We start from the raw sequence: 15,551 nt of genomic DNA on the forward strand, positions 1-15,551 counted from the left end.
ACTCATTTCTTTTCGGTGGAGCAAGCTCCGATGAAAAGAAATGCGTTCGACTTGCATGTATTAGGCACGCCGCCAGCGTTCGTCCTGAGCCAGGATCAAACTCTCAATAAAAAGTTGATAACATCTTGCGATGTTTAGCTCATTTGTTTTAAAACTTGCTAGCGAATTGTATTCACTAAATATGGTTTGTTTCTACATAGTAGAAACGCCCTACACATTCGGTTCGTCTTACTTTGTTCAGTTTTCAAAGGTCTAAAATTTGTTGCCGTAACAACTTTTATATCATATCAAGTTATTACTGTTTTGTCAACACTTTTTTAAAATTATTTTTTGAATTTTCTGAAAATTCGTTCGCTAGAAGAAAAAATCCTGTTAGCTACATTTTAAATTCAAAAGCTGTGTCTCAAGGACATGTATTAATATAACAAGATTACAGAGAAAGGTCAACCTTTTTTCAAAAAGTTTTTTTCACAAATTTTACACCAAAATTACATAATTTTCATTCGGTATAAAAAAGAATTATCTAGAAAAATCACTTTAAATTACTATCTATGTCTTTTTATACCGAATGTTAATCATTTAACTATAGTTTTATAAACTAAAATGAAATAAAAAAAGTGAAGAATTTCTTCACTTTTTATCTCATTGTTGGAAATAATAAGACATCTCTAATAGATTGTGAGTTAGTTAATAGCATCACCAAACGATCGATCCCTATTCCCAAACCACCTGTTGGAGGCATTCCGTACTCTAATGCTTCAATAAAGTCTTCGTCTATTCCATGAGCTTCGTCATTTCCTAAATCTTTTTCTTTCATTTGCGCTTCAAATCGTTCTCTTTGATCAATTGGGTCATTCAGCTCTGTAAAGGCATTTCCATATTCTTTTCCTACTATAAAGACTTCAAAACGATCTGTAAAACGTTCATCGTCTGGATTTTTCTTCGCTAGCGGAGAAATTGAGACTGGATGACCATAAATAAAGGTTGGCTGAATCAATGTGTCTTCAACGAACGCTTCGAAGAATTCATTAATCACATGACCGTAATCCATATGTTCTTCTATCGTAACATTATGCTCTTTAGCAATTGAGCGAGCCTCTTCGTCTGATGTTACGTTCCAGAAATCAACACCTGTAACTTCTTTAATCGCATCAACCATATGAATTCTCTTCCATGGTCCTTCTAAGTTAACATCAATGTCGCCGTATTGAATCTGTAATGTGCCTAATACTTTTTGAGCGACTGTTGTAATAATGCCTTCTGTTAAGTCCATAATGTCTTGATAATCAGTGTATGCTGTATACACTTCTAGCATAGTAAATTCAGGATTATGAGTAGCATCAATTCCTTCATTACGGAATACGCGTCCAATTTCATAGACTTTTTCCATTCCCCCAACGATTAATCGTTTTAAATGTAATTCTAATGCGATACGTAAATATAATTCCATATCTAATGCATTATGATGTGTAATGAATGGTCTTGCCGCTGCTCCACCTGCCATATTATGTAGAGTTGGTGTTTCAACTTCTAAATAGCCATGGTCATTTAAGTAGTTACGTACTTCGCGGATAATTTCACTACGTTTAACAAATTTGTCAAAGCTATCACGATTGCTAATTAAGTCTAAATAGCGTTGACGATATTTTTGTTCAACATTTGTTAAGCCATGATATTTATCAGGTAATGGACGAAGTGCTTTTGTTAAGAATGTAAATTCTGTTGGCTTAATAGTTATTTCACCCATATCAGTTTTCATGATTTGGCCTGTTACACCAACAAAATCTCCTAAATCTGCTTGTTTGAATAAATCATAGGCTTCTTCACCAATCGCGTCTTTACGAACGTAAATTTGGATTTGTCCTTCTCTATCTTGTAAATGAGCAAACCCTACTTTACCTTTTCCACGCTTGGTCATAATACGGCCTGCAACTGTTGCTGTAAGATTTAACTCTTGTAATTCTTCTTTTGTTTTATCATCATATTTTTCATGCAATTCTTTTGCATTGGTTGTGCGCTCAAAACGTGTTCCGAATGGATCGAGTCCCTTATCACGTAAGTCCGCCATTTTTTCTCGTCTAACGATGAGTTGGTCATTCATTTCTTGATGCGCTTGATTATCTTTTGACACGCTACTTCCTCCTATACTTTTTTTGCCATTCTACTCTCTCTTATAATGCCACAAATAGCAAAAAAAAGGCAAGTTAATTTGCCTTTTTTATCCGACTAAACCTTTTTCTTTCACAACTAATACATACTCATCTAGTAATTGGTTCATTTCTTCTTGTGTTGTTGCTTTATTAACGGCTAATCTTGTTTTAGTTGCTCTTGGAGCCCCTTTTAAATAATAAGCGGCATGTTGGCGAAACTCTAAACAACCAATTTTTTCACCTTTCAAGCGAATCAAACGATCTAAATGTAACTTAGCTGTTTCTATTTTTTCAGCTGGATGTGGTTCTTCCAATAACTCACCTGTCTCTAGGAAATGTTGTGTGCGATAAATCATCCACGGATTACCCAATGCAGCTCGACCAATCATCACACCATCACATCCCACATAATCAAGCATACGTTTGGCATCTTCTGGTGTTCTCACATCACCATTCCCCATAAAAGGAATCGTCAAATGTTTTTTTACTTCTTTTAAAACATCCCAATTGGCTTTGCCTTCATACATCTGTACGCGTGTTCGGCCATGCATTGCCACCGCACTAGCACCGGCTTTTTCAGCGGCTAACGCATTTTCAACAGCATACACATGCTCTTCGTCCCAACCAATACGTTGTTTAACTGTCACTGGAATACTTACAGCACTCGCAACAGCCTCAACCATCTCATATACTTTGTCTGGATCAAGTAACCATCTTGCTCCTGCTTCTGCTTTAATAACTTTGTTTACTGGACAGCCCATATTAATATCGATAATATCTGCTGTTGTATATTCTTCAACAAATTTAGCGGCTTCAACAAGATTTTCTTTATTTCCACCAAAAATTTGTAAACTAAGCGGATGTTCTGTTTCATCAATATAAAGCATTTCTAATGTTTTTTTATTTCGTTGTTGAATGCCTTTGTCACTTATCATTTCACATACAACAAGTCCTGCACCAAACTCTTTGACTGTCACACGAAAAGCAGAGTTACTCACTCCAGCCATTGGTGCAACAACCACTCGATTAGGAATCTCGACGTTTCCTATTTTCCACATCGGGTTTCCTCCTTTTAAGACTGCATAGCCTCGTCTCTTAATACTGATAACTCTTCTGCTGTGTAATGATATTTTTCATTACAAAAATGACAGACAGCTTCTGCTCCATTGTCTTCTTCTATCATGTTGGTTAATTCATCCACTCCTAAGGTAATTAACGCTGAAGAAAAACGGTCTTTAGAGCAATCACATTGAAACTCAACTGGCATCGTATCTAAAATTTCGACATTTTCTTTCCCTAATAAACGATAAAGAATTTCTTCTGGTGTTTCACCTTGATCTAATAGGTTAGAAACTTGTGGAATATCAGCTAAACGTTTTTCAATCTCAACTAATGTTTCCTCTGAAGCAAACGGCATCACTTGAATCATAAATCCACCTGCCGCTTTTACAACGTCATCATTTTCATTATCCACTAATACACTTAACCCTACTGCTGAAGGAACTTGTTCTGATGTGGCTAAATAATAAGTAAAATCTTCAGCCAACTCTCCTGAAACTAATGGGACTTGTCCTGTAAATGGCTCTCTTAATCCTAAATCTTTTACCACACTTAGTGATCCGTTTGTTCCCACTCCACCACGCACATCAATTTTCCCTAAAGAATTTGCTGGTAAATTAACTTGAGGGTTCTTAACATATCCTTTGACGTGTCCTTTTGCATCGGCATCAATGACAATAGCCCCGATTGGACCATCCCCTTGGATTCGGACAGTTAATTTTTCATCCCCTTTATGCATTGAACCCAGCATTAATGCCCCTGTCAATGAACGACCTAGTGCCGCAGTTGACGTGCGCCATGTGTCATGACGTTGTTGTGCTTCAGTAACTAATTCAGTTGTGCGAGTTGCCATCGCACGAATTTCCCCATTAAAGCATAAAGTTTTTACTAAATAATCTGTTGTTTGTTTACTCATTTATCTTGCCTACTTTCTCTTTATAGTCTTCCCAATTAAAAAGTGGGCTATACTTTCGTATATCCCACTTATCATAACGTATTTGATTAAATCTTAAAACTATTTTTACTCAGATTTATCATCTTTCACAGCTTCTTCATCTTCTTTAATTGAATGTGATAATTCTTCATCACGCTCTTTTAAATCATGTTCTGCTTCTTTTTCTTCAGCAAATTCAGCTTTTTGCTTTTCAGCATCTTTTCTTTCCAATGCTTCTTTTACTTCTTCAAAAGAACCTTCTTTTTCACTTGGATACTCTTCAGGTTTATCATCACTTGGCATTTTACCTTCTTCAAATAATGATTTAATTTGTTTCGCATCAAGTGTTTCATATTTAAGAAGTGATTCAGCGATTAATTTATGTTCAGCACGATGCGCTTCAATAATCTCAACGGCTTTTTGATGAGCACGGTTTAAGATGTTGCGAACTTCTTCATCAATTTGGAACGCCACTTGTTCTGAGTAAGTTTTCGTTTGTCCATAATCACGGCCAACAAAGACTTGATGGTTTCCTTCATATTGTACAGGACCTAACGAATCACTCATACCATATTCCGTTACCATTGAACGAGCTAAGTTAGTTGCTTGTTCAAAGTCATTACTTGCTCCAGTAGATTTCACACCAAAGATAATTTCTTCAGCAACACGTCCACCAAGCAACCCAACGATTTGTTCAAACATTTCGTTTTGAGTCATTAAGAAACGATCTTCTTTTGGTAAAGCAATCATATACCCACCAGCGCGTCCACGTGGAACGATTGTTACTTTATGGACAATTCTTGCATCACTTAACACTAATCCACAGATGGTATGACCTGCTTCATGGTAAGCAACCATTGAACGTTCTTTTTTACTAATCATGCGGTCTTTCTTAGCAGGACCAGCGATGACTCTATCTTGTGCTTCATCGATATCTGATGCATCAATTTTCTTTTTATTACGTCGAGCAGCTACAAGAGCAGCTTCGTTTAACACGTTTTCTAAGTCTGCACCGGCAAATCCTGGTGTTTGTTGTGCGACAACTTTTAAATCAACATCGCTTGCTAAAGGTTTGTTACGAGAGTGAACTCGTAAAATTTGTTCACGACCTTTAACATCAGGTGTTCCAACAAGAACTTGTCTGTCAAAACGTCCTGGACGAAGTAACGCAGGGTCTAAAACGTCTGAACGGTTTGTTGCGGCAATAACGATAACTCCTTCATTACCATTGAAACCATCCATTTCAACAAGCAATTGGTTAAGGGTTTGTTCACGTTCATCGTGACCTCCACCCATACCAGCACCACGTTGACGACCAACTGCATCAATCTCATCAATAAAGATAATCGCTGGAGCAGATTTTTTCGCTGTTTCAAACAAGTCACGTACACGACTTGCCCCAACACCGACAAACATCTCAACAAAGTCTGAACCTGAAATAGAGAAGAATGGTACGCCAGCTTCTCCGGCAACAGCTTTTGCTAACAATGTTTTACCAGTTCCGGGAGGTCCCTCAAGTAACACACCCGCAGGAATTCTTGCACCAAGTTCCACAAAACGACGTGGGTCTTTCAAGAATTCAACCACTTCTACTAATTCTTGTTTTTCTTCTTCAGCTCCTGCTACGTCAGAAAAACGAACGTTGATTGATTTTTTATCTGCTTCTTTTGTTTTGGATTTCCCAAAGTTCATGACACGGCCATTTCCACCGCCTTGTCCACCTTGTCCCATCATCATATAGAATAGGAATACCATCAATAAGACTGGTAAGAAACTAAATAGTAATGATACCCAAACACTGTTGTTTGATTGTTCTTTAACAACAAATTTGGTTCCTGATTCACTCGCTGTTTCACTAATATTAGCAATGGTAGCGTCATTAGGTAAGACAGATGTTGTAAATCGTTTTGATTTTACTTTTGTTTTACCAAATACTGGTAGGCCACCTGAATCAGTGATTTTTTGATCTTCATGGTACTCACCTGTAATTTTGTAAACGCCATTAGCAGGTTGAACAGTAAAGTCTTTGATTTGATCATCTTTTAATTGTTGATAGAACGTTGAATAATTTATAGTTGGAGATTGGTCGCCGCCTTGTCCAAAGAAGAAGTATACTATTGTAATCATTGATAAAAATACAATAATATAATAAAGCGAGTTACGCATCCCTGAATTCTTTTTATTCATACATGTCCTCCTTCTCTATATTAAATTTTTAGTTTGTAATCATTCCTAAGAAATTATTGTAACATTAAATGTTCGAAAAATTAAGCATTTTCGTATATTTCTGGTTTCAATACACCGATATATGGAAGATTACGATAATCTTCAGCATAATCTAAACCATATCCTACAACAAATTCATTTGGTACTTCAAAACCAACATAGTCCGCTGCCATATCAACGACACGTCCTTCTGGTTTATCTAACATTGTCACAATTTTAACAGACGCTGCTTTACGGTGTTTTAGTAAATCAACAAGGTATTTTAGCGTACGACCACTATCAATAATATCTTCCACTAAGATAATATGACGGCCTTCAACTACTGTACTTAAGTCTTTCAAAATACGAACTTCCCCTGATGATACTGTCGCATTACCATAACTAGACACATCCATGAAATCCATTTCCATATGAATCGGCATGGCACGAACTAAATCCGAAAGAAACGGAACAGCTCCTTTTAAAATACCCACAACTAATGGAAATTTATCTTGATACTCGCGACTGATTTCTTCACCTAAAACTGCGACGCGTTCTTGAATTTGTTGTTCTGAATAAAATGTTTTTTCGATATCTTTTTCTAACATTGGGTTCTCCTTCCAAACTTACTCATCCCCTTGATATAAGTAGACAAGCTTATACTGTATTTTATCAGTTTCATGCTGAATACTCAAATAAGATTCTCTAAATGGCAAAAGCCATAGAAGACACCCTTTTTCATCGAAAACGAGCCAACTTAAATCACGTAATTTGGTCGGTATCTTTTCATCAATAAAATAACGTGACACTTTCTTAGTCTGACCTTTATAATTATATACGAATCTGTCACCATCTTCACGTTTTCTGACTCGAATTGCATGATTTTTACCATGTGTGTAAATCATCTCTTTTAAGTTCCAGTTAACTAATTCATTTGGAATGTCTTCTTTACCCAATTCAAAAAATCCTAACCACTGATTATTAGACAAAAATACTCCCTGATTTTTTACCAAATCAAATACATCATATTCATTTAGTGACTCTTTTTTTTGATAGATAGTGAGTATTTCATAATTTTTTTCAACAATCCAATTGTTTCCTAATAATACTTGTTGATTTGGTTTATCACTACGAATCAGTTGTTGCAACTGATTCATGTGCTCATATCCTACAACAAGGCTAGTTTTTTCTTGAATGTCTGTTAATACATATCGAATTACTTCAGATTGTATCGCTAAATTGTGTCTTTTTAACGAAAGATAATCTAATTGCCATGTATTATTTTGATAACAAACAAGTAACTCAACTAAAGGCTGCAACAATTCATCAATGACTTGCCTTTGGGTAGAAATTTCTTGAGATAAGCGCAACATCCCTTCTCCAAGATTAGGATTTTCTTTTTCTAACATAGGACGGATGTGATGACGAATACGATTGCGTAAATAATTATCGGAAAAATTACTACTATCTTCATGATACGGGATATTTTCTTCTTTAGCGTATGCATAAAGTTCTTTTTTAGAAAAACTTAATAACGGGCGAATAACTTTATTTGCTCCTAGTGAGCGTGTTTTTTCAATCCCAACCAACTTTCTTAATTGACTTCCTTGAATCCATCGCATCAGAATCGTTTCGACAGCATCATCTTTATGGTGAGCCGTTAATAAATACGTGCTGTTGGTTTCTTGCATCACTTTATCAAAAAAGGCATAGCGAAATGTTCTTGCTTGTTGCTCTACATTTGTATCAACGGTTTTTCCTTCGTCCCATATACCGACAAAACAGGGTATTTGGTATGTTTGGGCATAACTTTCTACAAATAATTGTTCCTCTTCTGATTCAGCTCTTAACTGGTGGTTAACATGTGCTACATAAATCACTGGACGTTTATTTTTGGGTATTTGACACAACAAATGTAGCAATACCATTGAGTCAACTCCTCCAGACACCCCTACCACAATATGAGTTTGTGGCGTTAACTGGTACTCTGATTGAATAATCTTTTCAAATTCTTGGTACACAAACTTTCCTCCCACTTTTCCATATAAAAAAAGGATAAGAGAACTCTCTTACCCTTCTATCTATTTAGTTACGACGTCCACCACGTCCGCCACGTTTTCCTTCAGTACTGCGTTTTAATGTACTTAATCTATCATCACTATCTTTTAAGAAGTTAGTCATTAATGAATCAAAACTTTCTTTTTGTGGAGTAGCTACTGCTGCAGGTTTACGATTATTTCTACCACGGTCATTTCCACCTCGGTTGTTACGATCAGACTGGTAATTATTTGATGAACGTTTGTATTCTTTACGCTCACGCTGTGCTGGGCGTTCTTCTTCGTTGGCACGCTTAATTGATAACCCAATTTTTCCGTCATCTCCAACACTCATTACTTTTACTTCAACTTCGTCATTCATCTTTAAAACATCGTTGATATCTTTTACAAAGCTATTAGATACCTCACTAATATGTACCAATCCTGTTTTTCCATCGCCTAAATCTACAAACGCTCCAAAATTAGTAATACCTGACACTTTACCAGATAACTTTGTCCCCACTTCGATTGACATAAAAAAATTTTTCCTCCTTGAATCCTCTTTATATATTATTTTTTTATTAACTTAATACTCGATTGCCGCTGTTTTAATTTGCACCACTTAACTCAGGGATGCTATACACTTGTTCGCCTTCTTTAGAGTAAAAATATTTGGCACGTGCAACTTTCTCAACATATTCGGGATCCTTTAACAATTTTACTTCGTTTTCTAAATCCTTCTTTTCTGTTTTTACTTTTGCATATTCCTTTTTTACCTCTGTGTGATTTTGTTGTAGTGATAACAGATGTTGTCCATTGCGAAATAAGTTGATTCCCATGAACGTAAATAAACCAAAGGCTAACACAAACATAACCGTTAAGCGTCGTCGTTTGTAAATCATTTGTTTTTGTTCACGTTGAGATTTCGCCATTGGTGACGAAGGACTCTTTTCACTTGTCTCAAGGGCTAATAACGTTTTTTTCTCACTCATGATACACTAGACTCCATTTCTGTTTATACTTGTGTTCATTATACCAACTAGCCTCATCAATGTCTAATACTTATCGCTGTTTTTTAGTCTTGATTTTTGGTTTCACTAATAATTTCATATAAATCTTTTGCTTCATCTTTTTTAGTTGTGTCTTTTAAGTCCAACACTTTAACTTCTAATGTTTTGTTCCCAAACATAATTGTAATCACATCTCCGACCTTAACAGAAGTCGATGATTTAGCTAATTTGTGATTCACTTGAATCCGACCTTTATCAGCTATTTCTTTTGCAATTGTTCGACGTTTTATAATTCTTGAAATTTTTAAAAATTTATCTAATCTCATCATGTTCCTCCCAAATCTATTAATAAAACTGTTTATATATTTTTTGACCAAATGGCAGCATGTTCCATTCATCATAACTAAATAATTTAAATTTCACAATGCTTATCACATAGATGGATACCCCAATAAGGACACCGACTAATGTTAATAAAAAAGTCATCCCTCGATGGTTCATGAGTAAATCGTTGGCTAAACAGATAGTCCTAAACCCATACACGCCAATACTCATCAGACCTAAACTAATCAGTAATTTCATTAAAAATGGCTTGCCGACTGCTAAATCAAATCCTTTACGAACAAGGTAATGATGTAAAACAAGCAAACAACCTAATAACCCTAGTAAGGTACTTACACTTGACCCTGTTGTGCCAAAATAATAGGTCAAGGCGGGGGTTAAAATACTTTTTAATAATACACCAAATATTGCGGCGACAAATTGATAATGCACTCGGTTTTGACTTTGGTAAATTGTTTGATACGTTTGAATCATTGATGCAATACTAACAGATAGTACAAACAATGATATTGTTAATGCCCCATCATTATTGCTAAAAAGCGTCACATTGACAAAAGGAATCATAATAGCTAATCCAACACCCGCTGCCATAGAAATACTCAGTGACACTTTTAAATAGGATAACACCATTGAGTGATAGTCTGATTTCTTTTTACTTTTATAGTAATGAGTTAGTGTCGGCATGAACGTAGCAGTCATTGCGATGGCCACAACCAGTCCTAATTGTACCAACGGCTGTCCTCTATCAAAGACTCCCTTTGCTATCTTAGCCGATAAATCAGATAGTCCTGAAAAGACTAAATATTTTTTTATCGTAAATGAATCAATCAATTGAAAGATAACGAGATATGCACTAAAAAAACAAAGTGTTCCACCTTCTAATACTAATCGTTTGAGCAATCCATTCTCACGTTGTGCTTTTGAAGGGATGTGGTAAAAAGACAATGGTTGTTTTCTTGCATGATAGACTAACACACCGATTGCAAACATCCCACCTAAAATCGCACCTGATGTGGCAATACTTCCTACTTGGTAGACATTTAAATTTTGCGTATAAAACAACCAACCAGAAAGTAAAATAATACCCACACGAATCCCCTGTTCCACTAACTGAGACGTTGCAGTTGGTAACATATTCATCTCTCCTTGAAAGTACCCTCTAAAGGTAGATAAAAACGGGACGAGCAAAAATACCAACGACACAACACGGATGAGTGGTGTGAGTTCTTTATCTCCCATCATCATGGCAATGAGCGGTGAACCGATAAATAACCCTAAAAACAAACAAATAGATAAGAAACTAACATAATAAAAAAATTGTGTGAGAATTCTCTTTCTTTCAGTTAAAGACTCTTCACTAGCTAAGATTTTTGATAAAAATACAGGCATACCAGATAACGACAATGTCATCGCAATACCATAGATAGGGTACACTTGTTGGTACACATAAAACCCTTCATCTCCCACTAAATTTTGAAACGGCACACGGTACACAGCACTCAGTATTTTCACCACAAAAGAAGTAATCGTTAAAATCAACGTTCCTTTTAAGACAGTTTTTTCTACTTTAATCTTTTCCATCCGCATCATCCTGTACGTCTTTTTTAGCATATCGCTCTTGTCTTAATGCTTCAATAAATGTTGACACTTCATGTAACCATGTTGCAACGGTTGTGTCTTTACCTAGTTTAAATGTCACAGCTAGATGCTCATCTGTACTGATTTCTGCTTTTAAAGTTGTTTTGGATAAAGCTTTAAACAACTGTTCGATTGTGTAAGCAGATGTCCCTTCTTTGCTTAATTCAATATAAATCGATTGCTTTTTCTTTTGAATTTTATCAATTAAAGCAAAATCAGCATTCATTTTTATCAAACCAACAGTGAGTAAATTTGCGACTTCATCAGGGTATTCACCAAATCGGTCTAATAAATCAGCTTCTAACTCATCATACATCTCTTGATTTTCAAGTTGTCTAATTCGTTTATACATTTCAATTTTTTGACGTTCATCTTCTATGTAATCATTTGGAATATACGCATCAATGCCCAAGTCAATTTCAGTCATTGTTTTCGTTTCTTTACTATCGACACCGCGCTTGCGATTAACTGCTTCATTTAGCATATGGGTATACATATCAAATCCGACTGAGTCAATAAAGCCATGTTGTTGCGCACCAAGTAAGTTTCCAGCACCACGAATTGACAAATCACGCATCGCAATCTTAAATCCTGAACCTAATTCAGTAAAATCTTTAATCGCTTGAAGTCGTTTCTCGCTCACTTCATTTAATACTTTTTGTGGTTCATACATAAAATAAGCATACGCCACACGGTTACTTCGACCAACGCGACCTCTTAACTGATAAAGCTGAGATAAGCCCATATGATCGGCATTTTCCACAAACAATGTATTCACATTAGGGATATCCACACCTGTTTCAATGATGGTGGTTGTCACTAAAATATCGTACTCTCCATTGATAAATTCCATCAACGCATTTTCTAATTGCACTTCAGTCATTTGCCCATGAGCGTAAGAAATACGTGCATCTGGTAATAGCATTTTCAACTCATCGACTTTTTGTTCAATTGTATCCACACGATTGTATAGGTAAAAGATTTGCCCACCGCGAGCAATTTCTCGTTCACATGCCTCACGTATCGCTCCAGGATTTTTTTCCATCACATATGTTTGCACTGGATAACGATTGGCTGGAGGGGTTTCAATCACAGATAAATCTCGTACACCCAACATGGACATGTGCAATGTTCTAGGAATGGGCGTTGCTGTTAGCGTCAACACGTCAACTTGTGCACGTAATTGTTTTAATCGCTCTTTATGCTTCACTCCAAAACGTTGTTCTTCATCAATAATCAATAACCCTAAATCCATAAATTCTAAATCTTTTGACAAAATACGATGTGTGCCGACAATAATATCTACTTGCCCTTTTTTCAATTGAGAGATGGTTTCTTCTTGTTGTTTTTTTGTTCTAAATCGACTCATTAACCCAATACTTACTGGGAAATTTTTAAATCGGTCTAGCATTGTTTCATAATGCTGTTGAGCTAAGATAGTTGTTGGGACTAAGAATGCGACTTGCTTGCCATCTCTAACTGCTTTAAACGCTGCACGCAAAGCCACTTCCGTCTTCCCATAACCCACGTCCCCTACAAGCAAACGGTCCATTGGTCGTTTTTTCTCCATGTCTTTCTTAATTTCTTGGATACTTCGCAATTGGTCATCCGTTTCTGAATACGGGAAGGCATTGTCAAACTCATGCTGATAATCATCATCTGGTGAGAAAGCATATCCTACTTCTGCTTCCCTAGCAGCGTATAACTGAATTAAATCATCCGCGATATCTTCAACTTTTGCCGATACTTTTTTCTTTGTCTTTGTCCACTCACTACCGCCTAATTTATTAATACGTGGCGTTTTAGACTCAGAAGCCACATATTTTTGAATTAAATCTAACTGGGTCACTGGAATAAATAGTTTATCGTTATTTTGATATAAAATGGTCATGTAATCTTGGTGTGTCCCACCACTAAGAAGTGTTTCCATTCCAATATATTTTCCAATACCGTGATTGGCATGGACTACGTAATCACCAGGACTTAACTCATTATAACTCTTTAATCGTTCTGCATTAGATATGGTTTGTTTACGTGCTTGGCGTTTAGTTCTGGTATGTAGAATTTCTTTTTCTACTAATACGATTAAATTATCTTGTGGCAACTCAAACCCTGATTCTAATAAGCCAACCTGGATTTGTGCTTGCCCTTTTAATAACTCTTTTTTGTTATTGACGACAACAGAAATATCCGCATCAATAAACAAGCGTTCTACCGTTTTACTACGCTCATCATTTTCGACTAACACCACGACTGTTTGTTTTTGTTTTGCCCAACGATCCATCTCTGCCTTTAAGAGTGGCAATTGTCCAAAGAACTGTTGCATCGCACGGTATTCAAACGGATAAATTGAAGAAAAACGTAAATTTCCCATCCCTTTTTGAAACAGAGAAAAGAACGTCCGATGTTGAGGCATTTTTTTCATAATCTGTCTGAAGTCACCACCCAGTGTTCGGTCTTCAAACACTGGATTATCCTCTAGCTTGATGGTTAACCATTCTGCTTCTTCTCGTAAAATTTCTTTTTCCGTATCAACCATGCGGCTGTAATCATCAACTAACACCAAATCATCGTGAGATAAATAATCACTTAAATGATATTTTTCATCATAAATCATATCAATATATTGACTAATATCATCAGTTGGATGACCACTCCCCCACTCACCAACTGTATAATTTTTATAAGCAGTTAACTGATTTTTTCTATCAATATCTTTTATGCCATCAATTTTTTTACTTAATGCATCGTCTAATACACTTGCAGCGTTTGCCAATTCCTCTTTTGTTACCACTTGATCCATAGCTGGTGGAATTAATAACTGATTCACGTCTGATAGGGAACGTTGGGTTTCTACATCAAACAATCGCAATGAGTCAATCTCATCATCAAACAAATCAATACGCACAGGATACTCACTAGTTAAAGGATAAATATCAATGATACTTCCCCTGATACTAAATTCACCTGGTTTTCCTATCATTTGTTCTCTAATATACCCTAGAGAAACCAATGTTTCAGGTAAAGAAGTTAAATCAATTGTTCCTCCTACTTCAACAGACAACACACTGTTTTTCCAGTTATTAGGAGCTGGTAAAAAACGACGTAACCCTGCCAATGGGGTCACAAGTATTCCTGGTTCATCATTAGTCAAAAACACCATGCTATTAATTCTCTCAGCCAGAGCTTCTGGAGAAGAAAAGGACATTTCAACGGCTGCTACTTCATCAACAGGGAAGAAATGCAAATAAGACTCGTCAACAATGTGTTGCAAGTCATCCATCAATTTAGTCCCATAATATAAATTAGGGGTCACAATCATGATCTTTTTATTTTTTTTCAGCAACGTCGACATCACTAAGGTCTTAGCTGAACCAGCTAACCCTGTAATCAATTGTGATTTTTGCGTCTCGCTATTATCAAACCATTCTTTTACTTGTTTATCTTGTTCTATGACGGTCATTATACTTTGATTGAGGTACATATAATCATCTGACCTCCTTTATTTCTTACTATTATATTGATTCATTGTATCAACAAATGAATGACCTTGCGCCCAATACAAACTCGCATCTGCCGCTAATTTTACAGCTGACAGCATGTCTTCATGCGTGTTTTTAGGGAAATTTCCTAAAACATGGGCTATCACTTCTTCTCCGCGATTTGGACGATCAATCCCTATTCGCACACGGTTAAACTCTGGTGTTCCAATATGGGCAATTAAACTTTTAATGCCGTTATGTCCACCAGCACTTCCCTTTTGACGCAATCGTACTTTTCCTACTGGTAAATCTAAATCATCATAGATGACTAAAACATCTTCAGGTGAGACATTATAATAGGTCATCAATGGTCCTACACTACGGCCTGATTCATTCATAAATGTTTGAGGCTTAACTAACAAGACTTTTTCACCATTTGCGAAAAACTCTGCTGTGTCTGCTTCAAATTGAGACTTATTAAAAGTAACATTTTCTTGATAGGTAATTTCATCCAGTGCAATAAATCCAATATTATGTCGTGTTGCTCGATACTTTGCTCCAGGATTTCCCAATCCAACAATTAATTTCATATTTTATATTCTCCTATAACATCAAAAAACACGGGTTAGAAGACACGTGTTTCCCCATTGTATTTAAAAAATAAAATGCTCTAAAATAGTATACCATATCTTTTT

General features: G+C 36.1%; 12 protein-coding genes. All 12 read right to left on the bottom strand.

Annotation, left to right across the window (positions count from 1 at the left end):
* Positions 1-637: 637 nt before the first annotated feature.
* The 12 genes from lysS to pth all read right to left on the bottom strand — a co-directional run bounded on the left by lysS (position 638) and on the right by pth (position 15,446).
* Positions 638-2,101 carry a lysine--tRNA ligase gene (gene lysS, locus CBF36_RS09885; protein ID WP_165865456.1) on the bottom strand — a complete coding sequence of 488 codons (1,464 nt, stop codon included), beginning with the start codon at positions 2,099-2,101 and terminating at the stop codon, positions 638-640.
* Positions 2,102-2,218: 117 nt separating this feature from the next.
* A complete protein-coding gene (gene dusB, locus CBF36_RS09890; RefSeq protein ID WP_125958271.1) occupies positions 2,219-3,208 on the bottom strand; it encodes a tRNA dihydrouridine synthase DusB in 990 nt (329 codons plus the stop codon).
* Between the two features lie 14 nt (positions 3,209-3,222).
* Positions 3,223-4,125, bottom strand: a complete 903-nt coding sequence (gene hslO / locus CBF36_RS09895) for an Hsp33 family molecular chaperone HslO (RefSeq protein WP_125958272.1) — start codon at positions 4,123-4,125, stop codon at positions 3,223-3,225.
* A 105-nt stretch (positions 4,126-4,230) separates the two neighbouring features.
* On the bottom strand, positions 4,231-6,330 hold the full coding sequence (ftsH, locus tag CBF36_RS09900) for an ATP-dependent zinc metalloprotease FtsH (protein WP_125958273.1): 2,100 nt from the start codon (positions 6,328-6,330) through the stop codon (positions 4,231-4,233).
* A gap of 80 nt (positions 6,331-6,410) precedes the next feature.
* A complete protein-coding gene (hpt, locus tag CBF36_RS09905) occupies positions 6,411-6,956 on the bottom strand; it encodes a hypoxanthine phosphoribosyltransferase (RefSeq protein ID WP_071456009.1) in 546 nt (181 codons plus the stop codon).
* A gap of 18 nt (positions 6,957-6,974) precedes the next feature.
* Entirely contained in the window at positions 6,975-8,369 is a 1,395-nt protein-coding gene (gene tilS / locus CBF36_RS09910; protein ID WP_125958274.1) for a tRNA lysidine(34) synthetase TilS, read from the bottom strand.
* 64 nt (positions 8,370-8,433) lie between these two features.
* On the bottom strand, positions 8,434-8,919 hold the full coding sequence (locus tag CBF36_RS09915) for a S1 domain-containing RNA-binding protein (protein ID WP_117974101.1): 486 nt from the start codon (positions 8,917-8,919) through the stop codon (positions 8,434-8,436).
* A 73-nt stretch (positions 8,920-8,992) separates the two neighbouring features.
* Entirely contained in the window at positions 8,993-9,376 is a 384-nt protein-coding gene (locus CBF36_RS09920; protein ID WP_125958275.1) for an FtsB family cell division protein, read from the bottom strand.
* Between the two features lie 83 nt (positions 9,377-9,459).
* A complete protein-coding gene (locus tag CBF36_RS09925; RefSeq protein ID WP_125958276.1) occupies positions 9,460-9,720 on the bottom strand; it encodes an RNA-binding S4 domain-containing protein in 261 nt (86 codons plus the stop codon).
* A gap of 19 nt (positions 9,721-9,739) precedes the next feature.
* Entirely contained in the window at positions 9,740-11,317 is a 1,578-nt protein-coding gene (locus tag CBF36_RS09930; protein ID WP_165865455.1) for a putative polysaccharide biosynthesis protein, read from the bottom strand.
* On the bottom strand, positions 11,304-14,858 hold the full coding sequence (gene mfd, locus CBF36_RS09935) for a transcription-repair coupling factor (protein WP_125958278.1): 3,555 nt from the start codon (positions 14,856-14,858) through the stop codon (positions 11,304-11,306). The genes CBF36_RS09930 and mfd overlap by 14 nt, the downstream gene beginning before the upstream one ends.
* 18 nt (positions 14,859-14,876) lie before the next feature.
* Positions 14,877-15,446 (bottom strand): aminoacyl-tRNA hydrolase, encoded by a 570-nt coding sequence (gene pth, locus CBF36_RS09940; protein WP_125958279.1) that lies wholly within the window; start codon positions 15,444-15,446, stop codon positions 14,877-14,879.
* Between the last annotated feature and the right edge of the window lie 105 nt (positions 15,447-15,551).

The organism is Vagococcus bubulae, assembly GCF_003950315.1.
In the GTDB taxonomy this organism is placed as follows: domain Bacteria; phylum Bacillota; class Bacilli; order Lactobacillales; family Vagococcaceae; genus Vagococcus; species Vagococcus bubulae.

Bases quoted from the DNA above. Each gene is read 5' to 3' on its own strand.
- lysS (WP_165865456.1), bottom strand. From the start codon at position 2,101: ATGAATGACCAACTCATCGTTAGACGAGAAAAAATGGCGGACTTACGT.
- dusB (WP_125958271.1), bottom strand. From the start codon at position 3,208: ATGTGGAAAATAGGAAACGTCGAGATTCCTAATCGAGTGGTTGTTGCA.
- hslO (WP_125958272.1), bottom strand. From the start codon at position 4,125: ATGAGTAAACAAACAACAGATTATTTAGTAAAAACTTTATGCTTTAAT.
- ftsH (WP_125958273.1), bottom strand. From the start codon at position 6,330: ATGAATAAAAAGAATTCAGGGATGCGTAACTCGCTTTATTATATTATT.
- hpt (WP_071456009.1), bottom strand. From the start codon at position 6,956: ATGTTAGAAAAAGATATCGAAAAAACATTTTATTCAGAACAACAAATT.
- CBF36_RS09915 (WP_117974101.1), bottom strand. From the start codon at position 8,919: ATGTCAATCGAAGTGGGGACAAAGTTATCTGGTAAAGTGTCAGGTATT.
- CBF36_RS09920 (WP_125958275.1), bottom strand. From the start codon at position 9,376: ATGAGTGAGAAAAAAACGTTATTAGCCCTTGAGACAAGTGAAAAGAGT.
- CBF36_RS09925 (WP_125958276.1), bottom strand. From the start codon at position 9,720: ATGAGATTAGATAAATTTTTAAAAATTTCAAGAATTATAAAACGTCGA.
- CBF36_RS09930 (WP_165865455.1), bottom strand. From the start codon at position 11,317: ATGGAAAAGATTAAAGTAGAAAAAACTGTCTTAAAAGGAACGTTGATT.
- mfd (WP_125958278.1), bottom strand. From the start codon at position 14,858: ATGTACCTCAATCAAAGTATAATGACCGTCATAGAACAAGATAAACAA.
- pth (WP_125958279.1), bottom strand. From the start codon at position 15,446: ATGAAATTAATTGTTGGATTGGGAAATCCTGGAGCAAAGTATCGAGCA.